21 protein-coding genes are annotated in these 24,021 nt (G+C 66.7%); 4 read left to right on the top strand and 17 right to left on the bottom strand.

The window, feature by feature from the left end; translation table 11 throughout:
* Positions 1–18: 18 nt before the first annotated feature.
* Both ACFCQI_RS03075 and ACFCQI_RS03070 read right to left on the bottom strand, forming a co-directional pair.
* Positions 19–750 (bottom strand): hypothetical protein, encoded by a 732-nt coding sequence (locus ACFCQI_RS03075; protein ID WP_395119911.1) that lies wholly within the window; start codon positions 748–750, stop codon positions 19–21.
* Positions 747–1,238 (bottom strand): RNA polymerase sigma factor, encoded by a 492-nt coding sequence (locus tag ACFCQI_RS03070; RefSeq protein WP_136257897.1) that lies wholly within the window; start codon positions 1,236–1,238, stop codon positions 747–749. Before ACFCQI_RS03070 ends, ACFCQI_RS03075 begins: the two co-directional genes overlap by 4 nt.
* A 121-nt stretch (positions 1,239–1,359) precedes the next feature.
* Here ACFCQI_RS03070 and ACFCQI_RS03065 point away from each other — a divergent pair, with 121 nt between their 5' ends.
* Positions 1,360–2,601 carry a S8 family serine peptidase gene (locus ACFCQI_RS03065; RefSeq protein WP_395119910.1) on the top strand — a complete coding sequence of 414 codons (1,242 nt, stop codon included), beginning with the start codon at positions 1,360–1,362 and terminating at the stop codon, positions 2,599–2,601.
* A gap of 106 nt (positions 2,602–2,707) precedes the next feature.
* Positions 2,708–3,709 carry a hypothetical protein gene (locus ACFCQI_RS03060; protein WP_395119909.1) on the top strand — a complete coding sequence of 334 codons (1,002 nt, stop codon included), beginning with the start codon at positions 2,708–2,710 and terminating at the stop codon, positions 3,707–3,709.
* 294 nt (positions 3,710–4,003) lie between these two features.
* Here ACFCQI_RS03060 and ACFCQI_RS03055 read toward each other — a convergent pair whose 3' ends face one another.
* The 10 genes from ACFCQI_RS03055 to ACFCQI_RS03010 form a co-directional block, all read right to left on the bottom strand.
* Positions 4,004–4,348 carry an antibiotic biosynthesis monooxygenase gene (locus ACFCQI_RS03055; RefSeq protein ID WP_395119908.1) on the bottom strand — a complete coding sequence of 115 codons (345 nt, stop codon included), beginning with the start codon at positions 4,346–4,348 and terminating at the stop codon, positions 4,004–4,006.
* 157 nt (positions 4,349–4,505) lie between these two features.
* Positions 4,506–5,432 carry a PIG-L deacetylase family protein gene (locus tag ACFCQI_RS03050; RefSeq protein WP_395119907.1) on the bottom strand — a complete coding sequence of 309 codons (927 nt, stop codon included), beginning with the start codon at positions 5,430–5,432 and terminating at the stop codon, positions 4,506–4,508.
* Positions 5,433–5,539: 107 nt separating this feature from the next.
* The gene (locus ACFCQI_RS03045) at positions 5,540–5,836 is read right to left on the bottom strand and encodes a hypothetical protein (protein WP_395119906.1); all 297 of its coding nucleotides are present in this window, start codon (positions 5,834–5,836) and stop codon (positions 5,540–5,542) included.
* A gap of 154 nt (positions 5,837–5,990) precedes the next feature.
* On the bottom strand, positions 5,991–6,470 hold the full coding sequence (locus tag ACFCQI_RS03040; RefSeq protein ID WP_395119905.1) for a hypothetical protein: 480 nt from the start codon (positions 6,468–6,470) through the stop codon (positions 5,991–5,993).
* 512 nt (positions 6,471–6,982) lie between these two features.
* Entirely contained in the window at positions 6,983–7,327 is a 345-nt protein-coding gene (locus ACFCQI_RS03035) for a hypothetical protein (RefSeq protein WP_395119904.1), read from the bottom strand.
* Between the two features lie 67 nt (positions 7,328–7,394).
* Positions 7,395–7,643, bottom strand: coding sequence for a hypothetical protein (locus ACFCQI_RS03030; RefSeq protein ID WP_395119903.1), 249 nt, complete (start codon positions 7,641–7,643; stop codon positions 7,395–7,397).
* A gap of 440 nt (positions 7,644–8,083) precedes the next feature.
* Positions 8,084–10,435 carry a TIM-barrel domain-containing protein gene (locus ACFCQI_RS03025; RefSeq protein WP_395119902.1) on the bottom strand — a complete coding sequence of 784 codons (2,352 nt, stop codon included), beginning with the start codon at positions 10,433–10,435 and terminating at the stop codon, positions 8,084–8,086.
* A 205-nt stretch (positions 10,436–10,640) separates the two neighbouring features.
* Positions 10,641–12,221 (bottom strand): alpha-amylase family glycosyl hydrolase, encoded by a 1,581-nt coding sequence (locus ACFCQI_RS03020; RefSeq protein ID WP_395119901.1) that lies wholly within the window; start codon positions 12,219–12,221, stop codon positions 10,641–10,643.
* 14 nt (positions 12,222–12,235) lie between these two features.
* Complete coding sequence (locus tag ACFCQI_RS03015; protein ID WP_395119900.1) at positions 12,236–13,741, bottom strand: tryptophan halogenase family protein; 1,506 nt, start codon at positions 13,739–13,741, stop codon at positions 12,236–12,238.
* A 124-nt stretch (positions 13,742–13,865) separates the two neighbouring features.
* Positions 13,866–16,784 carry a TonB-dependent receptor gene (locus ACFCQI_RS03010; protein WP_395119899.1) on the bottom strand — a complete coding sequence of 973 codons (2,919 nt, stop codon included), beginning with the start codon at positions 16,782–16,784 and terminating at the stop codon, positions 13,866–13,868.
* Positions 16,785–17,264: 480 nt separating this feature from the next.
* Here ACFCQI_RS03010 and ACFCQI_RS03005 point away from each other — a divergent pair, with 480 nt between their 5' ends.
* The gene (locus tag ACFCQI_RS03005) at positions 17,265–18,887 is read left to right on the top strand and encodes an alpha-glucosidase family protein (RefSeq protein ID WP_395119898.1); all 1,623 of its coding nucleotides are present in this window, start codon (positions 17,265–17,267) and stop codon (positions 18,885–18,887) included.
* Between the two features lie 151 nt (positions 18,888–19,038).
* On the opposite strand, the gene ACFCQI_RS03000 is transcribed toward ACFCQI_RS03005, so the two are convergent.
* The 3 genes from ACFCQI_RS03000 to ACFCQI_RS02990 all read right to left on the bottom strand — a co-directional run bounded on the left by ACFCQI_RS03000 (position 19,039) and on the right by ACFCQI_RS02990 (position 21,821).
* The gene (locus tag ACFCQI_RS03000) at positions 19,039–20,691 is read right to left on the bottom strand and encodes a M28 family metallopeptidase (RefSeq protein ID WP_395119896.1); all 1,653 of its coding nucleotides are present in this window, start codon (positions 20,689–20,691) and stop codon (positions 19,039–19,041) included.
* A gap of 94 nt (positions 20,692–20,785) precedes the next feature.
* Positions 20,786–21,220 (bottom strand): PepSY domain-containing protein, encoded by a 435-nt coding sequence (locus ACFCQI_RS02995; RefSeq protein ID WP_395119895.1) that lies wholly within the window; start codon positions 21,218–21,220, stop codon positions 20,786–20,788.
* 208 nt (positions 21,221–21,428) lie between these two features.
* Positions 21,429–21,821 (bottom strand): HU family DNA-binding protein, encoded by a 393-nt coding sequence (locus ACFCQI_RS02990; protein ID WP_395119894.1) that lies wholly within the window; start codon positions 21,819–21,821, stop codon positions 21,429–21,431.
* 327 nt (positions 21,822–22,148) lie between these two features.
* On the opposite strand from ACFCQI_RS02990, the gene ACFCQI_RS02985 reads away from it, so the two are divergent.
* Complete coding sequence (locus ACFCQI_RS02985; RefSeq protein WP_395119893.1) at positions 22,149–22,865, top strand: DUF3047 domain-containing protein; 717 nt, start codon at positions 22,149–22,151, stop codon at positions 22,863–22,865.
* Positions 22,866–23,118: 253 nt separating this feature from the next.
* On the opposite strand, the gene ACFCQI_RS02980 is transcribed toward ACFCQI_RS02985, so the two are convergent.
* Together ACFCQI_RS02980 and ACFCQI_RS02975 are read right to left on the bottom strand one after the other, a co-directional pair.
* The gene (locus ACFCQI_RS02980; protein ID WP_395119892.1) at positions 23,119–23,415 is read right to left on the bottom strand and encodes a 2-hydroxyacyl-CoA dehydratase; all 297 of its coding nucleotides are present in this window, start codon (positions 23,413–23,415) and stop codon (positions 23,119–23,121) included.
* Positions 23,416–23,480: 65 nt separating this feature from the next.
* Positions 23,481–23,798, bottom strand: a complete 318-nt coding sequence (locus tag ACFCQI_RS02975) for a hypothetical protein (RefSeq protein WP_395119891.1) — start codon at positions 23,796–23,798, stop codon at positions 23,481–23,483.
* Positions 23,799–24,021: the final 223 nt, after the last annotated feature.

Raw genomic sequence — 24,021 nt, 5'->3', positions numbered from 1 at the left:
GCGTGATGGGCTGCACGGTTACTGCCAGCCGGCGTCGCGCGCTGCGCGCTCCTGTTTCGCATCGAAGACTTCGCCGCGCAAGCGGGCGTCGATCGCGGCGCGCACCGCGCTCGGCAAGTCGCTGGCCGCCTGGCGCAGTTCGCCGTCGTCCCCGGGCGAGGGCGCCGCGGTTAGCACGGGCACGCTCCAGCCGCCGTCGCCATGGCAGGCGAGCCCGGCGCGCGCCGGTGCACGATGCAGCACGAAGCTGCGGCAGATGTGCCCGTCGTTGCTGCGGAAACTCAGGCCGATCGCCACCTGCGCATCTGCTTCCGGTTCGCTTGCCAGCGCATGATTCAGCGCTTGCTCCAGCGGACCGGCGGCAAACGACTGGCCGCCGTGCATGCGCAGCATGTCGCCGCCGGCGTGCGGCCACCACAGGGCCACGGCCAGCAGTGCCACCGACGCGGCCAGCGCGGCGCCCACATACCAGCGCCGTGGTGCGCGGCGATGCATGGCGTGCGCATGACGTCCACCGGCGAGCGCCGGCGCGGCGGGCGGCTGCAGCAAGGCGGACAGCCGCGCCGGCACCGGCTCGTCGAGCACCGGGTCGAACGCGGCATGCAGTTGCGCGCGCACGGCACGCGCCTGCTGCACGCGGTGGGCGAGCACGGCGTCGTGCGCCAGCGCGGCGTCGACGCGCGCGGCCGCGTCGGCGTCGAGTTCGCCATCCACGTAAGCCTGCAAGGTGTCGTCGTCGATCGCGTTCATGCTTCTTTCCCAAGGTGGGCCTGCAAGGTGGCGCGGGCGCGAGCCAGGCGACTGGTGACGGTGCCCACCGGCACCTCCAGCAGCTCGGCGGCCTCGCCGTAGGACATGCCCTCGACCAGCACCAGGGCCACCACTTCGCGATGGTCCGGCGGCAGCGCCGCCAGCGCCATCGCCAGTTCCAGTTGCTGCGCCGGCTGCGCACTGGCGCGGTCGGCCGCCATCTCGCCGGCTTCCTCCGGCGCGAACAGATGCTGCGAACGGCCGCGCGCGCGCAGTTCGTCGCGCCAGGCATTGCGTGCGATCGCGAACACCCACCGATCCAGCGCGGCATCCGGCCGCCACTGCGCGGCACGAGCGAGCGCGCGCTCCAGCACGATCTGCACCAGGTCGTCGGCGTCGGCGGCCTGGCCGGCCAGCGCCCGCGCCAGCCGGCGCAGGCGCGGCAACAGCGGGATCAGTCCTTCGCGCACGGCGTCGCTCGAATTCACGCATCACCTTCCATTACGTCTGGAGGGGTGGATTCCTTCCCTCGTGCGCGTCGGCGCGGTTCGAGGGCGTAAAGCGGGGCCATGCTAGCATCCGGCCCCGTTGCTCCCGAGGCCGTTGGCCATGCCCATGCGCCGTCCGTCCGCCGTGTTCGTTTTGCTGCTGGCCATCGCCTCGATCGGCGTGGCGCCTGCGCAGGCGCAGGTGCTCGGCCCGGTGCAAGGATTGCCGAACGTGCAACTGCCCGGCGCGCGTCTGCCCGGCTTGGATCCCGTTGCGCCCTTGCACAGCGTCGACGACCTGCTGCGCGGCCCGCTCGCCCTCACGCGAAAAGTGCAGATCGAGACGCTGCGGCGCAGGGAGCCTCGGCGCGTCGACATCGACCCGCACGGCGCGCCGGTCCTGCGCGGCGAATTCCTCGCCACCGGCCTGTCGACGGCGCAACGCGATGCCGTGCAGGCAGCAGGTTTCGTGGTGGATCGCGAAACGTCGGCGGATGCCACGCTGGGGCTGGACTTCGTGGTGCTGCACGACACCCGCAACCGCCGCACGTCCCGCGCCCTGCGCGCCCTGCAGCGAGCCGCGCCGGGCGCAGCGTTCACCTACCAGCACCTGTACCTGCCCGCCGGCGAGGGCGACGCGGCCCGCGTCGCAACGGCAGCGGCGCCGTCGTCCGTTGCGCCATCGCAACGCGTGGGGCTGATCGACGGCGGCGTCGATCCCGGCGATCCCGCGCTGGCGCACGCGCGCATCGAGCGGCACGGCTGCACCACGGCGAATCCGTCGCGGCACGGCACGGCGGTCGCCGCGCGCCTCGTCGCCGGCGACGCGGACACGCTGTATGCCGCCGACCTGTGGTGCGGCGATGCGGTCGGCGGCGCCACCTCGAAACTGGTGGAGGCGCTGGCGTGGATGGCGCGCGAGCACGTGGCGGTGATCAACATCAGCCTGGTCGGTCCGGACAACCCGGTGCTCGCGCGTGCAGTGCAGGCGATGATCGCCCACGGCCACGTGCTGGTCAGCGCCGTGGGCAACGACGGCCCCGCGGCGCCACCGCTGTATCCGGCGGCGTACCCGGACGTGATCGGCGTCAGCGGCGTCGACGCGCACGACCGTGTGCTGCCCGAAGCCGGCAGCGGCGAGCAGGTGGATTTCTGTGCGTCCGGTGTGGTCGGCAGCGGCCGCAACGCACTGCGCGGCACCTCGTTCGCGGCGCCGATCGTGGCGCGAAAAGCGGCGCGACTGCTGGAAGCCCCGCGCACCGGCGCCGCGGCCCAGGTGCAGCAGCAGCTGATCGGCGAAGCGCGCCCGCTCGGCGCCCGCGGTCGCGACCCGCGTTACGGTTACGGCCTGCTGTCGCCCTGAAACTGAACGTCACCCAAGCGTCACTGGCCGGTACGGAAGGATTCCCCCGGCAGCGACGTACAGGACCTTGGAAGCCGCGGATCGTCCGCTGGCAGGAGGTCCCACCATGCGCAACACGACTCTCATCAACAAGACTGTCACCATCGGCCTGCTCGCCGGCACGCTTGCGCTCGCCACGGCGATACCGGTGCACGCCCAGGTGCTGGGCGGTGCGCTCGGTGGTGGCATCGGCGGTGGTCTGCGCGGTTCCATGCCGACCAGCATGGGCCAGATCGGAGGTCGCATCGACGGTGCCGCCCGCGGCATGGGCAAGCTCCATGCTCCCGACGTGACCCCCCGTGCCGCCGAACGTCGTGCGCCGCGTCCGCGTGCGCGTGCCGCGGCAGCCGCCGATGCGGCCACCGGTGCCGCCGCGCAGGCCACTCGTCAGGTGAACGGCCAGGCGGTCGCGGGTGCGGCCGGCAGCCTCGCCGGCTCGGCCGCGGCCAACCCCGTCGGCAACGGCAACGCGGCATTGAATGGTGCAGGCGAACTGGGCTCTTCCGCGAATGGCGCCATCGACGCCAGCGGCCCGCGCCGGGCCGCCGCCAACGCCGCCGGTCAGGTCGCCGGCGCGACGCGTTCAGCCGTCTCGACGGCCAAACGCGGAACCCGCAACGCATTGGATCGCGTGCAGAGCGCCCCGGCGAACACCGAAGCCGCGGCCAGCGCGGGCCTGGGCACCGCCGGCCAGGCGATCGCCAGTGGCGCCCAGTCGGTCAGCGCGGGCGGCTCGCTCGGCGCGGCTGCCGCCGGCAACGCGGCACGGACCAGCCCGGTGACCACGAACGCCGCGCAACAGCCGTCGAATGATTCGACGCCTCCGTCGTCGGGCCTGCTGCCCCAAGCAGCGGATGCCGCACGCCGCACCGGCAATGCATCGCTCGACGTCTCCGGCTCCGGCGCCGCCCACGGCACCACCGACGCCAACGCCGGCCCGGCCGCCCAAAGCAACGGCTCGGCCAACGCCGGCGGCCACGCCAACGCCCACGGCTCGGCCCGCGGCAGCCTCTCCGCCTCGGCACAAGCCAACGGCGACGCCGGTACCAGCGCGGATGCGCAGCACTGAGTCCGTAGTGCAACTTCCGCGGCCTGCCGCGAACCCTGTCCCGGGTTCGCCGCAGGCCGCGGTTCGCTCCCCGCCTTCATCGCGGCCCGCGCCGGGATGGCGAGAAGGCAGGCGGGCAGGAAGCAGCGGACGAGGATCGTCGCAGGGGTGAGAAAGAGTGCGCGATGCATCCAGTTGACACGCGAAAGGCGGCACCGGCGCCGCGCTTCGCGAACGTGCCGCGCAAAGTGCAGCAAGAATCAGGCCCGCAGGAATCCCGCTGGCGTGCAGGCCGTCCATGGCTGCCGCGTCATTTCAGATGCCCTCGCGATGCAGTGCATCGAGGTAGTCGGCCCTTGTGTCGAGCGTGATCTCCGGAAGGCTCTCCGCGATGGCTGCCTTCATCCGGCGGCTGGCTTCCTCGTCGAGAGGACCGAGCGCAAAGATGTCGCGGCGCACCTGCGCGCTGGGCCACTGCGCATAGCTGTACCACAGGCCGTCGGAACCGCGATGCAGGCGAGAACCGAGCGAACCGCGCAACCGAAGCAACTCGGTGATGCGGGACCAGCCTTGCACGAAGTCGTCCTCGGCGCCGGCATGCAGACGCCAGCGATACAGGACGATGAAGCAGTCGGTGGCAGCGGACGGTCTCGACGTCATTGCAGTCTCGGGCTGATGACTTGCACGTGAGTTGAACCCGGCGCGAAGCCGGGCGAAGCACGCGATACGGCAAACCGGCACGAGCTGCCGGCCAACGCCTGAGTTGAGCCGAGCCGCGAAGCGGCTTCGGCTTGAATGAATTTTTGGCACTCACCGACTATAGGGAGAGCGAAAACTCCGGAGTGTAAGGTTCACACATGCCTCTCTGCGTTGGATTGATATCGGCAAGCTTTACAAATGGGACTCGACGATACTGCGTGGAAGGGTTAGGCGTCCTCTTGCCTGTTGCAATATCAGGAAACTGAGTGGAATTGAGTCTGAGCGCATCCACGAGGTAGTCCCATGTGGTTCTGCCGTTAGGCAGTTTGAAATTGCTGTCGTACCACGTTGTTGCGACGTCATCGTTCGGCCATCGGACAATACCGAATTCATCAATGATCGCGGCCAAGTCGGGCGGCGCCGTTGTTGGAACCGCAAAGTCGGACTCCAGCCAAACGTGTGGACGTTGCTCGGGTGGAAGTTGTTTCACCGCCTCCAGTGCCAAAAGCACGATTGCGCGGTGATTTGGGTTGCAGGTTGTGCCATGGCGAGGGTCAAAGCCAAGCAGGAAGTCTGGCTTGAATTGCGAAAGAGTGTGGTAGATGCGATGCACGAGCTTGGTGCGTCCGCCTACGTCTTTTGCCCACTCGTCAATATTCCTGTCAAGACCTGCGTCATTCCAGGGTGAAAGTACGTCGCGCCAGCCATAGAACTCATGGCTCGCATTCAAGTTTGAAGCAGAAGCGGCAGTCTCGTAGCGCCGCATCGAGCTGCACTTTTCAAGATCATGCAGTTTAAGCGGGATGATGCACCCCGGACTATTTGCCTCAGCTGCAACAACCAGGTGGCAAGTTGCTCCATTGAAGCGGCAAACTTCAGCTAGGAGAGGGGCAAACAGACTCTCGTCGTCCGGATGAGCGGAAACCAAAAGGACTCGCTTGCCGGCCATCGTCTCGGCTAGTGGGCCTGAAAATTTTGGTGCTTCTTTCGCACAGGCCAGGCCGGGAAGAATGATTGACAGCGCTAACGCGAATAGCCGTTTCATTGCGACCTCCGCTTTCACATGCGAGAGAAATGGGTGTGAGTACCAACGCTTGAGTCAAGCCGCGGCGAAGCCGTCCGCCTTGAGCGACTGGTTGGGCAGCCCGCACTTCACCCGAGGTGCCCTGTGATTGTTGCAAACAGCAAAGTACCACCTACGCATGCGACGAAGATTGCGAGCGACACAAGAAACTTGTGACGATAGTGCAGGCCCGCGTCTGTGAGCATCTTGGAGCTAAGGAGCACGTTGAGCGGGTTCCAGAGCGTGTCGCGACCCCGGAGATTGATACCTGGGCGAGCTTGGCGAACAGCCTTGAACGCGTAGACGGCACACGCCAGCAAAGTGAGGGCCGCCGTGAGCCAGATGGCCGCAAAAGCCACGAGTGCAACACCGGCAAATAGGGACATGCCTGTCTCCGTGCCTAACGAGGTTGTAGAAAAACCTCTGCCGATCTTGCTTCAATAGCCCCACACGAACAAGTGGGGCCGACATGGCGCGCTACCTACACATTGACATGAGCCCGCAGCTGTTGCCGGTGGATCTGCAAGCACAACGCTCGAGTCAACCGGTCGCGGAGCGCGGCCCGCTTGGACGACTTGTCCGGTCGTGATCCCCCACTTTTGGACACGTTCTCTTGAACAGCGGGCCACCGACTTGGGGAGCATAGAAATAGACGTCACTACCCGGACTCGTGGTGTTTATCGGCACACCGTTTTTTGACTTGAGTATTGCGATGACGCCTAGCTTATCCGAGATCAGCGCGTCAATCTTTTCCGCATCCTGTGCTTTGCCTTCCTTCACCTCGCGACTATACAACGGGAATGATTTTTCTGTGCTCCCATCATTATGGATGGCAACAAGAGAGTAATGCCCATCTTCTCTGTTTACGCGCATGGTGATCGGTCCATTTGGTTCTTGCGCGTAACACCCGAGTAGTACGTCTGCGTGGAGTGCGCTTGGTGACGCTGCGACAGCTTCTGCGCTGACGCACACGAAAAATGCTGCCAATAATGACAGATGAGTACTACGTGAAGCTTTCATGCGTTTTGATCTCCATAGGCAAAACTGGCGCTTGAACTAGGCGGTGGCGAAGCCGTGCGCCTTGAAGGGAGTGTCAGACGGTTGCGATTGCTGTGCTTGGGCGGCCTGTTTAGCCCTCACTCGCCTTGACGCCAGTTTTGGGAAAAAATATCATCCGGCTCAATCCAGTGAGGAAGTACACCGCTGGAAAAAAACAGAAATGTAGTCGCTATAACAAGAGATATAGCTGGATTGGGGCGGTATGGAATTAGGCATCCGGCGACAAGGGTCATAAAAAGGCAAGGCAAAACGCAAGCACCAAAGTCACACACCTTTGGCACGGTTACTTTCTGCTTACAGCAAGGACACTGCATCGACCAGACCTTGGAGCCCCGCATGGTTACGCGGCACAGCTCAAAATATCGAAGCTCAATGAAGTGCCTGCAGAGTGGACAGTGCATGTGGTTACTCCTGCCTCTCTACGTCTAACGCTGGAATAAGCGGCGGCGAAGCCGTCCGTCTTGAACGAGCTGTCAGACATAGGCCCAGACAGCCCACGTGCCTATTGGAACTAGCGCAAACAGCACCACGACGCCCAGACATCCAGAGCCCCGCCCTGACGAACCACGTACACCATAAGACTCGCGCTCTTGCGGCGGATGCGACTGGAGCCACTTGTGGTGGCAAGACTGACAGAAGAATTTTGTCTTGCCATTGCGCCACGCCTCTGCAGTGCGGTTGGTGTGAAGTGCCTGTACACCGCAGCGACCACACTTGAAGGACTTGGAGGGCGGCATGCGCTTTGGAATGAGTTTGCCGATGAAGCCGACCACGATTACCAAGGCGACGCCAATGCCCAATATGACCTCAGTACTCATCAGACAGCATCCCTATGCCTAACGCTGGAGTTGAGAGGCGGCGAAACCGTCCGCCTTGAACGAACGGTCAGGCATCGCTGCCGCGATCAGCCCGCTGCATTTCTGGTGTGTCCTTGCAGATTGCGCAGTGCTGACCTCTACGAGATTGATAAAGTCTGCCCAGCGTGAACACGATTGCCGTGATGGCGCCCCATATTGCAGCTTGAGTCACGGAGTAAGACAAATCATGGCCTTTGAGCATTTGCGCTGCGCCGATGATGACAAACGCGCCAACGAGAACGGTAAAAAAGCGCTTGATCCAGAATGCGGTACCCACCGAGATGCTCCCCATGAGGCCTAACCGCCAAGTAGACCCAACAAAGTGGGTGTTGCTCAGAGTATGCGGCGGTGCCCCTGCTCGCACAAGCAGACGATTCTCGCGTTGGAACAGGGGTTTGCGTGCATGGCAGGCGGGGCAGGGTGTGGGCATCTCCCGTTGTTGTCAGCGACTTTCGGGCCGGCATGAATTGCCGGAGCACGCATGACGGTGTAACGGCGGCGCAGAGTCTGCGCTTGGTCTGGCGGAAACTGTATGCCTTTCGTTCCGGCGCGTCGGTTCGCGGCCGCGACGGGGCCGGGATGTTCCGAGGCGGTCCGAAGATGCCGCCGTCCCCGCGGAAGCAAAGCTCGATGGGTCGTGTTCCGGGGTGCCCGCCTGGCCGGTCCTTCGGCCGTTCGGGGGCGTGCTTCGTGGGCGTGGCCGGAGAAGTTGTGCGCTTATCGCCGGTCGTGCAGCGTGACTGTCGTTGTCTTGCCGGCGGGCAGGCGCACCCACGTCACCGGACCGTAGCGATCCTTTCCGGTGGCCCAGCCTGCGGTGTCGGTGCGGTGCAAGGTTGCGGCGTCGGCTTCTGCAGCCAGCGGCTTGCCGTCGACTTGCACGGCTTGTGCGGTGTGGCCGTGGATCTTCAGCAGCCAGGTGCGCAGGGCGGGGTGGAAACTGCCTTCGGGTTTGCCGGTCCGGAAGGTCACGGTGTCGCCATGTTGCTGCAGGGAAAGCGACTGGCGGAAGTACGCGCCGTGTTCGTAGGCGTAGGTGCTGCCGTCGTCGTCGTAGTAGTCGAAGCTGGTGCGCTGGTCGCCGGGGAAGGCGTCGAGCGAGATTTCGGTGACGGGTTTCTGGCCGACGTAGTCCTGCACCGCCTGGGTCGGGACGATGGCGCCTTCACGCACGAACAGCGGGATGTCGCTCCAGTGGGTGGCGTCCACTGCCAGGGTAATGGTCTGGCCGCCGGCGTAGGACTTGCCGGTGAACCAGTCGAGCCAGGTGCCGGCGGGCAGGTAGATGTGTTTTTCGGTCTGGCCTTGCTGCACTACCGGCGAGACCAGCAGGTAATCGCCGAACAGCCAGCTGTCGACGTCGTTGGCGACCTTCGGATCGTGCGGCCAGTCGAACGGCAGCGGACGCACCAGGCCGACGCCGTCGACGTGGCGGGCGTACTCGTAGCTGTAGATGTAGGGGATCAGCGCGTAGCGCAGGCGGATCGCCGCGGTGGCGGCTTTCTCGGCGACGGGGCCGTAGACCCAGGGCTGGCGTTTTTCGTCGAACGCGCCGTGTACGCGGAAGATCGGGGTGAACGCGCCGAACTGGATCCAGCGTGCGTAGTTCTCGTTCGACGGGTGGCCCTTGAAGCCGCCGCCGTCCATGCCCCATTGCATGGCGCCGACGTTGATCGCACTGAGCATGCGCGCGCGCTGGCCGGCCATGCTGGCGAAGCCGGTGTCGATGTCGCCCGACCAGAGGCCGTAGGCGTAGCGCTGCGAGCCAAGCCAGAAGTTGCGGTTGACCGACCACACGCGCAGCTTGCTCTGCGCGCGCTGTGCCACATACAAGGCACGCTGCATGTTCATGAACTCGGTGTCGCTGCCGGTGGTGTCGGCCTCGTCGTTCCACCAGCCGACGATGCCCTGATCGAAGCCGTACTTCATCGCCAGCTCGGCGAACCAGGTGCGCGCGGCGGGGATGTCGAAGTCGATGTTCTTCACCGGTTTGTGCGAGAAGTAGTCGTCGCTGACTTTCTCGCCCGGCACCCAGAAATCGTGCTCCGTCGCGTAACGTCCCTCCACCGTGTCGACATGGAGGCGCGGCTTCATGATGCCGGTGAGCTGGATGCCGCGCGCGTGCAGCTGTTTCGCCAGCGCGCCGCCGGGGCCGTCGGGGAACTTGGCGGGGTTCCAGCGGAACTCGCCGTAGTTGTCCTCGCCCCAGGCCTTCCAGTCGAAATCGAGGGTGAAGTTGTCGATCGGGATGTGCCTGGCGCGGTAGGTGTCGACGATCTGCAGGAGTTCCTTCTGGTCGATGCCCCACTGGCTGTTGGTGAAGCCCATCGCCCATTTCGGGAACAGCGGCGTGTGGCCGCTCAAGTCGGCGACCGCGGCGAAGATCGCCTTGGGCGCGCCGACGATCACGTAGACATCCAGCGGCGTCGCCTCGGGTGCGGCGATGTCGATGCTGGCGGGCGCCAGCGTGAAGTGGCCGCCGTCGATGTCGGCCAGCACGGCGTAGCCGGCGGTGCTCCACGCCAGCGGCGCGCCGGCCCAGCCCTGCTCGCCGGCCTTGGCCTCCAGCTTGCCCTGGCGCAGCATGCCGGCGCCGACATCGCTGGTGAAGGCGTCGTAGCCGCTGACGCCATACATCGGATCGCCGGCCGCGTGGCCGAGGCTGAGCTTGCCGTGCGCCAGCGCGCTGACGTCGGCGATGTGCAGCAGCACGTGGTCCTGCGCGTCGGCGATGGACAGGCTGTGCGCGGCGCGGTCGTAGCGCACGTGCACTTGCGGCGAGTCGAGCGTGAGCGCCGTGGTCGCTTCGCCGGCGCCGGTCGGCGCGGATGCGAGCGCGGGGTCGATCACCATCGAACGTGCCGGCGACTTGCCGTCGACGAGCGCGCTCAGGTGCACGACGTTGGCGGCGGGCAGGGTGATGCGCACACTGCCGGTGTCGGTGGGGATGTCGATGCGCTCACTCGTTGTCGAGGAGGTGGTGGGTGCCTTGGCCATGGCCGGGACGGCTGGGGCGAGCGCGAGCATCGTGGCGAAGATGCCGGCGAGCAGGGCGGACGATCGGATCATGAGTGGGCTCCGCAGTGGGGTCGGTGCAGGCTTGCGTTCGCGTGGGAGCCATGTCCCTCCCGCAGGAGCCCGCTCGCGCGCGATGCTCTTGGGCCGGAATTCGGGATTCGGTCCTTCGACAAGCTCAGGATGGCGGGTTCGGGATCCGGCAAAGCCAGAGCCTCGCCCGCGAGCGGGCTCCTGCCGTGGTGGCGGTTCTCGCGATTCACTTGGTGCTGGCCGATGCCGGTTGCAGCACCGCCGAGCCGTACGCCGGCAGGTGCAGCACACCTTGCGCCAGCGTAGTCGCGTCCTCGGTACGGGCGCGCACGCCGGCATAGCGTTGCAGGTCGTGCGCAGCGAGCCGGATGGCTTGCGCGCTGCCGGACAGGTTGTGCACCACCAGCACCGCACCGTGCGCATCGCGCAGCTCCCACGCGATTAATTGCGGGTTGCCCAAGTCGCGCGTGGTCAGCGCGCCATCACGCAAGGCGCCGATGTGACGGCGCCAGCCGATCAGTTCACGGTAGCGCGCCAGCAGGGAGTGCGGATCATCCTGCTGCGCTTGCACGGTGATGTCCGGGCCGTCGCCGGCGCTGAAGGCCTTCCAGTGCGTCTGGTCGGTGCCTTGCGGGTCGCGATACCAGCGCATCGGCTCGCGCAGGTCGGGGTCGGGTTTCTTGCCGCGCATGCCGAGTTCTTCGCCGTAGTAGATGAACGGCTCGCCGGGCAGCGTGAGCAGCATCGCGGCGGCGATGCGCATCTGCTGCGGGTTGTCGTGCAGCTGGCTCATCACCCGTTCCTGGTCGTGGTTGGACAGGAACGGCACGTCCACGCCGTACTTGCCGGTGACCGCGTGATAGGCCCGGGTGGTGCCGTCGAGCAGGACGGGCAGCTTGCCGGCGTGGCCGCTGCGGGCGCTTTCGATCAGCTGCACGGCCAGCGGGAAGTTGAACACGCCGCTGAGCGGCTTGAACCACGGCGCCAACTCGGCCTCGGTGTCGCGGGTGACTTCGCCGACGACATAAGCCTGCGGATCGACGCTGTCGATGCCGTGGCGGAACTCGCTCCACCAGGCGAGATTCTTCGCCAGGATCTTCGGGTCGTGGCGCTGGTTCTCGAAGTCGTAATAGACGTGCTGGGCCGCGTCGAGGCGGAAGCCGTCGACGCCGCGCTTCAACCAGAACCGGCCGATGTCGATCATCTCCTTGCGCACGGCCGGGTGGTCGAAGTTCAGGTCCGGCATCTGGTCGACGAAGATGCCGAGGTAGTGCTGCTTGCCCAGCGCGTGCCACGCAGGCGAGCCGGTGGCGCTCACCGCATCGAGATCGGTGTGCCTGTTCGACCACTGGTACCAGTCGTGGTACGGGCTGGCCGGATCGCGCGCGGCCTTGAACCACGGGTGCTCGCTGCTGCTGTGGTTGATGACCAGGTCCATGATGATCCTGATGCCGCGCTTGTGCGCCTCGGCCAGCAGGCGGTCGAAGTCGGCCAGGGTGCCGTACTCGGGGTTGATGCCGCGGTAGTCGGTGACGTCGTAGCCGTGGTAGCTGGGCGAGGGATTGATCGGCATCAGCCAGATGCCGCTGACGCCCAGCGATTGCAGGTAATCGAGTTTCGCGGTGACGCCGTTCAAGTCGCCGATGCCGTCGCCATTGGTGTCGACCCAGCTGCGCACGAAGATTTCGTACCACACGCCGGAGGCGGCCGGCTTCGTGTCCGCGGGTGCCGGCCTGGTGGCGGCGATTGCCGGGCCGGCGATGAGCAGGGCGAGCAAGGCGAGCAGGGCGAGGCGTGATCGAGGCATGGCGAGGTCTCCTTCTAGGGGTCGACGCGGCAGTGGTCGGCGACGAAGCGGGCGTGGTCGGGCATGCTGGCGGCGGCGCGGCCGACCAGGGTGCGGATGTCGCCGAGGAAGCCATCCAGTTGCGTCGCATCCAGTGCGTCGGCGAGCGGGTGATACGCCTGCGGCTCGATGCGCTGGCCGATCATCACCTGCAGCCAGGCGACTTCGGTGAACAGTTCCTCGCGCTCGCGGAAAATCTGTCCGTGGCCGCGGAACAGCGCCAGCTTGCGGGCCAGTCCGGGCGGAATCTCCATGGCCGCGCACTGGCGCCAGAACGGCGTGTCGTCGCGCTCGGTGGCCTTGTAATGCAGGATCAGGAAATCGCGGATGCTTTCGTATTCGAAGCGGGTCTGGCGGTTGTACTCGTCGACCAGCACCGGATCGCATCGGCGGTCGGGGAACATTGCCAGCAGCCGGCTGATGCCGGACTGGATCAGGTGGATGCTGGTCGATTCCAGCGGCTCCATGAAACCGGCGGCGAGGCCCAGCGCCACGCAGTTGCGTTGCCAGGCATTGCGCCGCATGCCGGTGGTGAAGCGCAGCGGGCGCGGCTCGCCGATCGCCTCGCCGTCGAGGTTCGCCAGCAGCGTCGCGGCGGCCTCGTCGTCGCTCAGGTGCGCACTGGCGTAGACCAGGCCGTTGCCGGTGCGGTGTTGCAACGGCACGCGCCATTGCCAGCCGACGTTGCGCGCGGTGGCGCGGGTGTACGGCCACAGCGGTTCGCTGCGCGCGCAGGCCACGGCCATCGCGCGGTCGCACGGCAGCCAGTGCTGCCAGCTTTCGTAGCCGGTGTGCAGCGCGCCTTCGATCAGCAGGCCGCGGAAGCCCGAGCAGTCGATGAACAGATCGCCTTCGATGCGCTCGCCGCTGGCCAGTCGCACCGATTCGATGAAGCCGTCGCCCTCGCGCAGCTTCACCTCCACCACCTTGCCTTCGTTGCGCGTGACCACGGCCGGATCGCAGCGCTTGCGCAGGTACTGGCCGTACAGGCCGGCGTCGAAGTGGTAGGCGTACTTGATGCCGCCCAGCGGCGTGTCGCCGACTTTCTCCATGCGCGCGAAGCGGTGCTCGTTCGCCGCCTGCGTGTTGAGCGAGTAGGCCCACAGGTCGCTGTCGGGATCGCGCCGGCGGTTCCGCAACCAGTAGTGATGGAAGCCGATCAGCCCCAGCGGCAGGCCGATGTCGCTGAAGGCGTGCAGGTAGGAGTCGCCGAGCCGTCCGAAGTTGTTCAACTGCACACCCAGCTTGAACGTGCCGTGGGTGGCCTTGAGCATGTCGTCCTCGTCGATGCCGAGGAACGCATTGATGTGGCGGATCTGCGGGATGGTGGCCTCGCCCACGCCGACGATGCCGATCTCGTCCGACTCGATCAGGCGGATCTGCACCGCCTTGCCCAGCGCCCGGGCGAGCAGGGCGGCCGTCATCCAGCCGGCCGTGCCGCCGCCGACGATCACCACGCGTTGGATGGGTGCTGCGTTCATGCCGTTGCCGTTTCCCCGCTTGCGTCCGGCCCTGAAGTAACCCGCGCCGCCGCGCCTGTCAAAAAAAAGGCCCCGTTGATCTTGCACAACGGGGCCCGCAGGGGAGCAGGTGTGCTGCTCGGTCTTACTGGAACTTGTAGGAGACCCCCAGTTCGTACATGCGGCCGTAGCGTTCCCAGGTCAGCACCTGGCGCGGGTCGTTGTTCTGGAACGTGGTGAAGGTCTTGTTGGACAGGTTGGAACCCTGCGCGATCAGGGTCAGCCCCTTCAGCGAGCCGGAGTCGAAGCTGTAGCTGACCTGGGCGTCGTAGGTGCTGCCGCCCTGGATGGTCTGCTCGATGCGGCTGGCGCTGATGCCCGACACGCGGCCCAGGAAGCTGGAGCGGTAGCTGTCGCTGATGCGCGCCTCGAAGCCCTCGTGCTGGTAGTACAAGGTGCCGTTGGCGACCCACTTGGACAGGCCCGGCACGGTGATCGGGTCGGAGTTGCCCGGGTACACCAGCGAGCTCTTGGTGCGGTTGCCGGTGACGATCACGCCGAAGCCGTTCAGCGGCTGGGCGATCAGGTTGAACGGCAGGTTCAGCGTGAGCTGCGCGCCCTTCACGTAGCCGCGGCCGTCGTTGGTCGGGCCGGAGACGGTGCCCAGCGTGGTGCCCAGCTGGCTCAGCTGATCCGGCGTCAGGCCGAACGGCAGGAACGAGCTGAAGTCGTACAGGTAGGCCGCGTTCGGGTTGATGTAATCCTTCAGCTTGATGAAGTAGCCCGACAACGCGACGTAGCCGCCGCTGCCGCGGCACAGGTCGGAGTTCTTCTGGTCGGCGGAGCTGCACTCGTAGCTGTTGCCGCCGGAGAAGTAGTGCTCGTAGCTGACGTTGTAGTTGTCGGCCATGGTCGGCTTGAGCTTGGCGTTGCCGCCGGACGAGCTGAAATAGGCCTGGTTCGGGTCGGTGCTGGTCAGGTGCGTGATGTTGCCGCTCACCGCCATGCTGGCGTTCATCTGGTCCATGCGCGGGCGGGCCATGGTGCGCGCGGCGCTGACGCGCAGATCATCGCTGGCGGTGAGGCCGAAGATCAGGTTGGCGCTGGGCAGGAACTTGTTGAAGCTGGTGCTGCCCACCACCGGGATCAGCGTGATCGCATTGCCGGTGACTGCGCTGCCCGGCGCCACGCGCTCGCCGGTGGCGCGCTGCGAGGTGTGCGAGGCCTGCACGCCGAAGTTGCCGCGCAGCCCGACGTCGCCGAGGTAGGTGTCCAGGTTGAACTGCACGAACGGGGTGAAGGTCTTCTCGCGCACTTCCCAGTTCGGCGGCAGGTTCAGCGAGGAGCCGAAGGTCGGCACGCTCTGCAGCGTGCCGCTGTCGAGCAGGTTGAACGGGTTGTAGCAGAGCTGCGAGGCCACGCCCATCCACGCCAGCGGGCTGCACGGTGTGCCGCTGAACGGCGCGGTGGTGACCGCGGTGCCGCCGCTGATGGTGCCGCCGCCCAGGGTCAGGAAGCTCTGGTCGATGTGGTAGGTCTTGTTGCGCGTGCTGTGCGCCACGCCGAATTCCACGCTGGCGATCGGGCCGCTGGCGAAGCTGCGCTGCGCGGCGAGGCGCAGGTTGGCGAGGTAGTCGACGGTGTGCGGCGCGTTGATGAAGCCGGCCTGCACCACGTCGTTGCCGCCGCCCCAGCCTTGCGGATCGGTCAGCACGACGCCCTGGGTGTAGTCGAGCGTCGGGAAGAAATAGAACAGGCCGCTGTCGATCTGGTTGAAGCCGATCGTGTCGAGTGCGCCGTTGGCCGCCGTGAAGCCGGTGCCGGAGTAGCTCTCCAGGTTGATGTCGTCGCGGGTGGCGCGCGAGTAGTTGACGTCGGCGTCGATCGACCAGTTCTCGTTGATGGTGAACTGGTTGTCCCAGTTGAAGTTGTAGACCCGCGCCTTGGTGCGGTTGTAGTCGTTGCGGATCACCGGCTTGACGTTGGTGTACGCAGCGCTGGTGATGAAACCGTCCTGCACCGTGCCGCCCGGCTGCAGCTGCGCGGAGCTCCAGAACAGCGGGAACTCCATGCCCTTGGCCTGCTGCACTTCCTTGAAATCGTCGAAGGTGAGGTCGACGGTGCCGGTGTAGTGCTCGTTCGGCCGCCACTGCACGGTGGCGAGCAGGCCGCTGCGCTTCATCGAATCGGTGATGCCGTAGTTCTTCGAGCCGCCGATGACGTAGTTGCCGTTGGCGTCGGTGGGGTAGCCCCACGGCTGCTGATGCTCGATCTGCGACGGGCTGTCTTCCAGGTCCACGCCCAGCGTCACGCCCAGCGTGTTGTTGGCGAACTGGTGCACCCACACGCCGTTGACGTTGTGACCCTTGTTGCTCACGCCCGGGCCGTCGGCCAGCTGCGACATGCCGTTCCAGATGTAGCGCGCGTTGATCGCCGCCTCCGGGCCGTTCTTGTCCAGCGGGCGGATGGTATGCATGTCCACCGTGCCGGTGAGACCCTGGCCGATCAGGTTTGCCGACGGCGACAGGTGCACCACCACGTTGTCGAACCAGCTCGACGGGTACTGGTCGAACTGCACGTCGCGGTTGTTGGAGGTGGACACCTGCTGGCCGCCGTTGATCAGCGCGGTGGAGAAGTCCGGGCCCAGGCCGTGGATGGTCAGCACCTGCGGACGGCCGCTGACGGTCTGCACGGCGAGGCCGGGCAGGCGACCCAGCGCATCGGCGATGGACACGCCCGGCAACTTGCCGACCTGCTCGGCGGACACCGCCTCGACGATGGTGCTGGCGTTGCGCTTGAGCGCGGTGGAGTTCTCGATACTGCTGATGAAGCCCTTCACCTCGACCGCCTGCAGCTGCTTGGCGTTGTCCTTGGCGGAGCGGCGGCGATCCTTGTCGGCCTTGGTATCCGTCGTGGTCGCATCCTGGGTCTGGGCGTCCTGGGCCTGGGTGTCCTGCGCAGCGGTCGCGCTGCTGGCCCGCGGGGCGGCAGCGTGGGCAGGAATGAATGCGCAGAAACCGACCGATGCCAGCGCCAAGGCAAGCACGTTGTGTTTGAGTATCACCGTTGTCCCCTCCCAGGGTAAGTACTGCAGGTCTTGTGACGATCGTGATGGTCTGTTCGGAACTCGCGGGCCGCTGCCGTCGAACATGCGGCGGTCGACTCCGTGAGGCCGATGTTAGGACGGCTGCGTCGGAGCGAGCCGTTCATGCATACGTATTCATTCTGCTGCGCCGCGTCGCAAGGCCTCGCCCGGGGCGTCGCGGCCTGTCGAAGCGGCATGTCTGCGCCGGCCGCTGCGCGTCGATGCCGGAGCGGCGCGAATGCAGGCGCGGCGCGGCGTGCGCCGGTTCCGGCCGCTGTTCGTTTGGACGTCCAAACGCCGTGGTAGCCACCGATGCTGCGTAGCGGCAGCGGCGATCCATGAATACGTATGCACGATCGCGGCGGGCCTGTCTGCAGCCGCTAAGCTGCTCGCCAACCCCGACAGGTTCGCCACGCGGCGTGTCCTGCAGCCCCGGGTGGCAACGGCATGGACAGGCGAATGAGCAATGCCCCGTGGTGGCGTGGCGCCATCATCTACCAGATCTACCCGCGCAGCTTTCTCGACACCGACGGGGACGGGGTGGGAGATCTGCCCGGCATCGTCGAGCGGCTCGACTACGTGGCCGAGCTTGGCGTGGACGCGATCTGGGTGGCGCCGTTCTTCAAGTCGCCGATGGCGGATTTCGGCTACGACATCGCCGATTACCGCGAGGTCGATCCGCTGTTCGGCACGCTGGAGGATTTCGACCGCCTGCTGCACAAGGCGCACGGGCTGGGGTTGAAGGTGATGATCGACCAGGTGCTCAGCCATACCTCGGCCGAGCACGCATGGTTCCGCGAAAGCCGGCAGAGCCGCGACAACCCGAAGGCCGACTGGTACGTGTGGGCCGACGCCCGGCCCGACGGCACGCCGCCGAACAACTGGCTGTCGCTGTTCGGCGGCAGTGCATGGCAGTGGGAGCCGCGCCGCGGGCAGTACTACCTGCACAACTTCCTCGCCTCGCAGCCGGACCTGAACTTCCACCACCCCGACGTGCGCGCGGCCACGCTGGACAATGTGCGTTTCTGGCTGGACAAGGGCGTGGACGGCATCCGCCTGGACGCGATCAACTTCTGCTTCCACGACCGCCAGCTGCGCGACAACCCGCCCAAGCCAAGCGAGCAGCGTGTGGGCCGCGGCTTCAGCCCGGCCAATCCGTACGCGTTCCAGTACCACTACTACAACAACACGCAGCCGGAGAACCTGGGCTTCCTCGCCGAGCTGCGTGCGCTGATGGACGGCTATGCCGACGTGGCGGCGCTGGGCGAGATCTCCTCGGAGGATTCGCTGGCGACGATGGCCGAGTACACCATGCACGGCCGGCTGCACATGGGCTACAGCTTCGAGTTGCTCACCGAGGATTTCAGCGCGGCGCACATCCGCGGCACGGTGCGCCAGCTGGAGGCGCAGATGACCGAGGGCTGGCCGTGCTGGGCGATCTCCAACCACGACGTGGAGCGCGTGCTCAGCCGCTGGGGCAACGGCGATGCCTCGGCGCAGCTGGCCAACCTGTTCACCGCAATGGTCTGCTCGCTGCGCGGCTCGGTGTGCATCTACCAGGGCGAGGAACTGGGCCTTACCGAGGCGGACGTGCCCTACGAATCGTTGCGCGATCCGTACGGCATCGCGTTCTGGCCGCAGTTCAAGGGCCGCGACGGCTGCCGCACGCCGATGCCGTGGAGCGACGAGGACGCGCAAGCCGGTTTCAGCCATGGCATGCCGTGGCTGCCCGTGCCCGAGGAACATCGCGCCCGCGCCGTGGCGCAACAGCAGGGCAACCCGCAGTCCGTGCTCAACGGCTTCCGCACCTTCATGCGCTGGCGCCAGGCACACCCGGCGCTGCGCTGGGGCGACATCGAATTCCTCGATGCGCCCGAACCGGTGCTGGCCTTCCTGCGCCGGCTGCAGGGCGACACGGTGCTGGTGGTGTTCAACCTTGGCGCGTCGGCGTGCGAGGTGACATTGCCGCCGCTGCCCGGCAAGCCGTCAGCGATCGACGGCCATGGCCTGCAAGCCGGCACGATGCACGGTGGCGCCCTGCACCTGCCCGGCCATGGGGCGTGGTTCGCGCGGCTTTCCTGACCGGCCGCACGCCCCGCGCAGGGGCCCGCTCGCGGGCGATGCCTTTCACATGCCGAATCTCGCCGCGAGAGCATGGCGCGCGAGCGGGCTCCTGCGGTGGCGGACACGACAACGCCGCGCCGGCGACCGGCGCGGCGTTGGGTAAAGGCGCTTACTTGCGCTGATCCGCCGTGGCCTCGCGTGCGGCGCGGAACTCCGAGTCCTTGCTCCAGCCCGGCCACTGGTCCGAGTTCGCCAGCTGGCTGCCGACGGTGTAGAGCAGTTGCAGGTCGCGCGCCATGCCGGTGAACGGCCAGCTCGCCTGCCATTCGTCGGACGGCTGGTGGTAATGCTTCGCGGTGTACTCCCTGCCCGCGGCCTCGCCGGCTTTCACGCCGCCGTCGATGCGGTCATTGCCCGAGCCGAACGACACCGCCGGCACGCCGCGCTTGGCGAAGGAGAAGTGATCGGAACGGAAGAAGTAGCCCGCTTCCGGATGCGAGTCCGGGGTGTAGACCATGTGGAACTGTTTCGCGTCGGCGATCAGGTCGTCCAGCAGGCCGAGCTTGGCATTGCCGGAGATGGTGAAGTTGCGGGTGGGGCCGTGCGGGTCGAGCGCGTCCATGTTGATCACGCCGGCGGTGGTGGCCAGCGGGTACAGCGGGTGGCTGGCGTAGTACTCCGAGCCGAGCAGGCCCTTTTCCTCGGCGGTGACGTTGAGGAACACCACGCTGCGCTCCGGTTGCGGCGCGTGCGCGAAGGCGCGGCCCATCTCGATCAGCGCCGCGGTGCCGGTGGCGTTGTCCACCGCGCCGTTGTAGATGCGGTCGCCGGTGGCATCGGGCTGGCCGATGCCCAGGTGATCCCAGTGCGCGCTGTAGATCACGGTCTGGTCGGGGTGCCTGGAGCCGATCACGCGGCCGACGATGTTGTGCGAGGTGATCACGCTCTTGTCGACCTTGAAGCTGGCCGACAGGCTTTCGCCCTTCAGCGCGATCGGCTTGAACGCGCGCGTCTGCGCGAGCTTCTTGGCGTTGTCGAAATCCAGCCCCGCGTGCTTGAACAGCTGCACCGCCAGGTCGCGCTGAATCCAGCCTTCCAGCGGCACGTGCGAGTCGCCCGGCTTGTCGCGCACGATGTCGAACATGGTGTTGGTGTTGGAGTTCTTCACCGTGGCCCAGCCGTAGGAGGCCGGTGCGGTCTCGTGGATCACCAGCAGGCCCAGCGCGCCTTGCCGCGCGGCTTCCTCGTACTTGTAGGTCCAGCGGCCGTAGTAGGTCATGGCCTTGCCGCCGAAGTCGCCCTTGCCGGTTTCGAAATCCGGATCGTTGACCAGCACCACGGCGATCTTGCCGTGCAGGTCGACGCCCTTGAAGTCGTCCCAGTTGCGCTCCGGCGCCTTCACGCCGTAGCCGACGAAGACCAGCGGCGCGTGGCTGATGTCGATCGCGCTGGCGCCGTTCATCGGCGCGCGGATGGCGATCTGTTCGCCCTGGGTGAGCGGCTCGCTCTTGTCGCCCAGGGTCAGGCTGAGCGAGGGCTTGCCGATGATCTCGCTGCGCAGCAGCGGCACGGCCTGCGTCCACAGCCGCTTGCCGTCCTTGAGGTCGCCGCCCGGCTGCAGGCCGGCGGCCTTCATCTGCTCGACCACGTAGTCGATCGTGCGCGTCTCCGCCGGCGTGGCCGGACCGCGGCCCTCGAAGGCATCGGAGCTCAGCGTCTTGACCTCGTCGGAAAGTCGCTGCGTGCTGAAGGTGGGGACATCGGCAGCCTGTGCGCCGGCACAGGCGCCGATGATGAGCGCAGAGAGAATCAATCGCTTCACGGGCAATCCATCACGTGGGGGAGGGAAGCCCGATACTAGTCAACAAGCCGGTACCGGTCCATGTCCCGGCGGATGCCCGCGGCGCCGGCTGTGCTCAGTCGATGCCGATCACCTTGCCGCTGTGCGCGTCGATGCGCAGCTTGACCTTCTTGCCGGCGGGGTTGTCGGCCTTGGCCTTCCAGATGCCGTCGTCGTAATCCACGTCGTGCACGTGGGTGTAGCCCTGGGTCGACAGCGCCGCTTCCACGTCGTGCTTGTTCAGCGTGGAGACTTGCGCATCCGGGTAGATCTGGCCGGTGCTGGCGTCGACGCGCACGTCCAGGTCGTTGCCGTCGGCGCTGTCCGCCTCGGCCTTCCACATGCCGTCCTTGAACTTGAGGTCGTGCACGTCGGTGTAGCCCTGGGCGGTGAGCCGGGCGCGCACCTGCGCTTCGGTCAGCGCCTGCTGCGCGAGTGCGCTCTGGAAAACGCCGAGCGACAGCGCGCCGATGCTCAGGGCCAGGGCCAGGGAGGGGATCGTCGGTTTCATGGCGCACCTCGTTGCTTGCGGAAAGCTCCGAGTCTTGGGTGCCCGACGAAAACATGCGGTGAATGCGGGCGTGAATCCCCGCCAACGGTTCAGCAACGTGAGGCGCCGCACCGCAAACGCGACGCCGCCGCCCGGTGGAGTGCCGGACGGCGGCGCGCGGGTGGATCAGACGGTATTGATCAACGCAGGGTTGATCAACGTGCGCACATCAGAGCGCGGCGTCCTTCAGCTTCTTCAGCGGGCGCACCTTCACCTTCACCGTGGCGGGCTTGGCGGCAAACACCTGCTCTTCGCCGGTGAAGGGGTTCTTGCCCTTGCGCTTCGGCTTGGCGGCAACCTTCACGGCGTTGATCTTGAACAGGCCGGGCAGGGTGAACTGGCCCACGCCCTTCTTGTGCACCGAGGCGAGCACGGCCGACTCCAGGCCGGCGAGCACGGCCTTGACCGCCTTCGCCTCGACGTTGGCCTGCGCGGCGATGTGGGCAATCAGCCCGGACTTCGACAGGCTCTCGCCCAGCGGCTTGACCGGCGCGGCGGACTTGGCGGCGGCAGGCTTGGCAGCCTTGGCGGGAGCTTTCTTGGCAGTGGTTTTGGTAGCCATTAGTTGATCTCGATAGTAGGAAACCCCGGCTTTCTGGGCTCGGAGGCCTTGCGGCCCGCACAATGTAGCGAAATTTTAGGGGTTTGACGCAACTGTCGCGCCTCGCGCGCGATATTTTTTTTTCGCGGCGCTGCGGATGTGGCAGCGCACGATGCATATCGGCGGGCTTGCGCGCTCCCTCATTCACGCCCACGGCACGCCGCATCGGTATGCTCCCCGCACACTTCCCACCGGTGCTTGGCCATGACGAAACGCTCCGCGACGCGCTGGCTGGCTGGACGCCTCACGCGTCGTCGCGCACATGGCCTGCGCAGGTCACGATGGGCGATGCTGCTTGTGCTTGTACTTGTGCCCGTCGCGTGGGCGGCGACGCCGGTCACGCTGCGCTTCTCCGGCGCCGTGCCGGGCAACGCGCTGCCCGGCGGCTGGAAGGCGTACGCCATGTCGCGGCACCGTCCGATGGCGCCGATGGCGATCGTGCGCGACGGCGCCGACAGCGTGTTTCGCATCGACGCCGATCACGCCGCCGGCGCCATCGCGCATGCGCTGGATCTGCCGGCCGCCACCACGCTCAACTGGCGCTGGAAGATCGACCACAGCGTGGCGGCGGCGGACATGTCGAAGAAGAAGGGTGACGATTTCGCCGCGCGCGTTTACGTGTTCTTCGACGTGCCGCTGTCCAGCCTGTCCTGGCTGCAGCGCATGAAATTGAAACTGGCCCGCCGCACCCTGGGCCACGCGATGCCCACCGCAGCGCTTTGCTACGTGTGGGACAACCGCCACCCGATCGGCACCATCGCCCCCAGCCCGTACTCGCCGCAGATACGCACCATCGTCCTGCAAAGCGGCAACACGCGCGCCGGCCAGTGGCAAGCGCAAGATCGCAATCTCGCCGCCGATTACCTCGCCGCATTCGGCCGCCCCGCGCCGCGCATCACCGGCATCGCACTCTCCGCCGACACCGACAACACCGGCGGTCACGCGCAGGCGTGGTTCGGCGACGTGACGCTCACGCCTGCCGCACCACCGCCCGCGGCCAGGTAGTTTTTGCAGTGTCGACTCGATCGTGCAAGGCGGGCAGTGCGCGCCCTGCGGTTTGAAGCACTACCGCACCTGCACCGTTCAGGCTGGGCGTAGCGCCGCAGGCGCGAAGTCGAAGCCGCGCACCAGCCCCACCCTTCGACTCCGCCGCTGCGCGGCTACGCTCAGGGTGAACGGTGTCGGCAGAGCCGACGGCGCAGGGCGGGCATCGCCCGCCGGCTGTCCTGCCGCCGAACCCTGATCCATGTTGCTTGCCTTACGGCTTCGGCTTGCTCCGGCGGCGCGGCTTGGCTTGCGCGGCGACGATCAGTTCCTGCAGGTAGGCAATGCCTTCTTCCTCGGGGAAAAAGGCCACCACGTCGGCCACGCTGAGCCCGTGGCGTTTGCGCAGGGCCAGGAACTCCTCGCGCGCCACCGACAGGCGCTGCGCGGCGGCGGCTTTCTTGCCCAGCGGTTTGGCCGGTGTGGGGGCGGGTGCGGGGGAGGGGGTCTTGCGTTCGAGTTGGGCGAGTTCTTCCTGGAACTGGCGGAAGTCGTATTTCGAGGAGGTCATCGGGACACTTGTCGGGGCGTGGTCCGTGCATTTTCGCATGGCCACCGCGCCGGCGGCTCGCGCCTTCAGGCGGCGCTGCGCGTGCCCCGGCTCGTGCCGGCGGACAGGCTTCGGTGACGTGCCGCGGCATATGCCCGGGAAAAACGGGCGGCGCAGCTGTCGTCCTTCGTCACCTCGGCCGCGGCTGCGACGACGCCAGGCACGGGTTCGCCGCCGGGCGTCGGCTGCGGCTGGCCGGGGCGGGCATCCCGCAAAGCCTGCAGCAGCGCTTCCTCGCCGGCCTGCTCGGTCAATGCCATGCGGCACGCAGCGTGGCGCAGCAGGAAATGGATCGCCAGCTCTTCCGGCGAGTTCGGCGCGGTGCGATCGATGACTTCGTCCATGGCTGCTTCTCGATGACGGAACCGGGGTGGTTCACTGATGCCAGCAGCAGAAACCGTGCCAAATGAGAACTGCGTCACAAGTCGAGCGTCGCCGGATGAAGTCCTCCCGCCACCCGGCAGAGGCCACGGGACGGGTCGCACTCGCGGGCAACGGCGGCGCGTCGATGACACGAGGCGGATCGACCGGATATCTGCCGGACATGGGCAGGCATTGCCCGATTGC

The organism is Rhodanobacter sp. FW102-FHT14D06 (assembly GCF_043950705.1).
Taxonomy (GTDB): Bacteria; Pseudomonadota; Gammaproteobacteria; order Xanthomonadales; family Rhodanobacteraceae; genus Rhodanobacter.
The sequence above is the reverse complement of the archived record's forward strand: the minus strand, read 5'-3'. Positions and strand labels throughout refer to the sequence as shown.

What these genes read in the sequence shown, in the direction of transcription:
- ACFCQI_RS03075 (WP_395119911.1), bottom strand. Translation starts at nt 750, where the DNA reads ATGAACGCGATCGACGACGACACCTTGCAGGCTTACGTGGATGGCGAA.
- ACFCQI_RS03065 (WP_395119910.1), top strand. Translation starts at nt 1,360, where the DNA reads ATGCCCATGCGCCGTCCGTCCGCCGTGTTCGTTTTGCTGCTGGCCATC.
- ACFCQI_RS03060 (WP_395119909.1), top strand. Translation starts at nt 2,708, where the DNA reads ATGCGCAACACGACTCTCATCAACAAGACTGTCACCATCGGCCTGCTC.
- ACFCQI_RS03055 (WP_395119908.1), bottom strand. Translation starts at nt 4,348, where the DNA reads ATGACGTCGAGACCGTCCGCTGCCACCGACTGCTTCATCGTCCTGTAT.
- ACFCQI_RS03050 (WP_395119907.1), bottom strand. Translation starts at nt 5,432, where the DNA reads ATGAAACGGCTATTCGCGTTAGCGCTGTCAATCATTCTTCCCGGCCTG.
- ACFCQI_RS03045 (WP_395119906.1), bottom strand. Translation starts at nt 5,836, where the DNA reads ATGTCCCTATTTGCCGGTGTTGCACTCGTGGCTTTTGCGGCCATCTGG.
- ACFCQI_RS03040 (WP_395119905.1), bottom strand. Translation starts at nt 6,470, where the DNA reads ATGAAAGCTTCACGTAGTACTCATCTGTCATTATTGGCAGCATTTTTC.
- ACFCQI_RS03035 (WP_395119904.1), bottom strand. Translation starts at nt 7,327, where the DNA reads ATGAGTACTGAGGTCATATTGGGCATTGGCGTCGCCTTGGTAATCGTG.
- ACFCQI_RS03025 (WP_395119902.1), bottom strand. Translation starts at nt 10,435, where the DNA reads ATGATCCGATCGTCCGCCCTGCTCGCCGGCATCTTCGCCACGATGCTC.
- ACFCQI_RS03020 (WP_395119901.1), bottom strand. Translation starts at nt 12,221, where the DNA reads ATGCCTCGATCACGCCTCGCCCTGCTCGCCTTGCTCGCCCTGCTCATC.
- ACFCQI_RS03015 (WP_395119900.1), bottom strand. Translation starts at nt 13,741, where the DNA reads ATGAACGCAGCACCCATCCAACGCGTGGTGATCGTCGGCGGCGGCACG.
- ACFCQI_RS03005 (WP_395119898.1), top strand. Translation starts at nt 17,265, where the DNA reads ATGAGCAATGCCCCGTGGTGGCGTGGCGCCATCATCTACCAGATCTAC.
- ACFCQI_RS02995 (WP_395119895.1), bottom strand. Translation starts at nt 21,220, where the DNA reads ATGAAACCGACGATCCCCTCCCTGGCCCTGGCCCTGAGCATCGGCGCG.
- ACFCQI_RS02990 (WP_395119894.1), bottom strand. Translation starts at nt 21,821, where the DNA reads ATGGCTACCAAAACCACTGCCAAGAAAGCTCCCGCCAAGGCTGCCAAG.
- ACFCQI_RS02985 (WP_395119893.1), top strand. Translation starts at nt 22,149, where the DNA reads ATGCTGCTTGTGCTTGTACTTGTGCCCGTCGCGTGGGCGGCGACGCCG.
- ACFCQI_RS02980 (WP_395119892.1), bottom strand. Translation starts at nt 23,415, where the DNA reads ATGACCTCCTCGAAATACGACTTCCGCCAGTTCCAGGAAGAACTCGCC.
- ACFCQI_RS02975 (WP_395119891.1), bottom strand. Translation starts at nt 23,798, where the DNA reads ATGGACGAAGTCATCGATCGCACCGCGCCGAACTCGCCGGAAGAGCTG.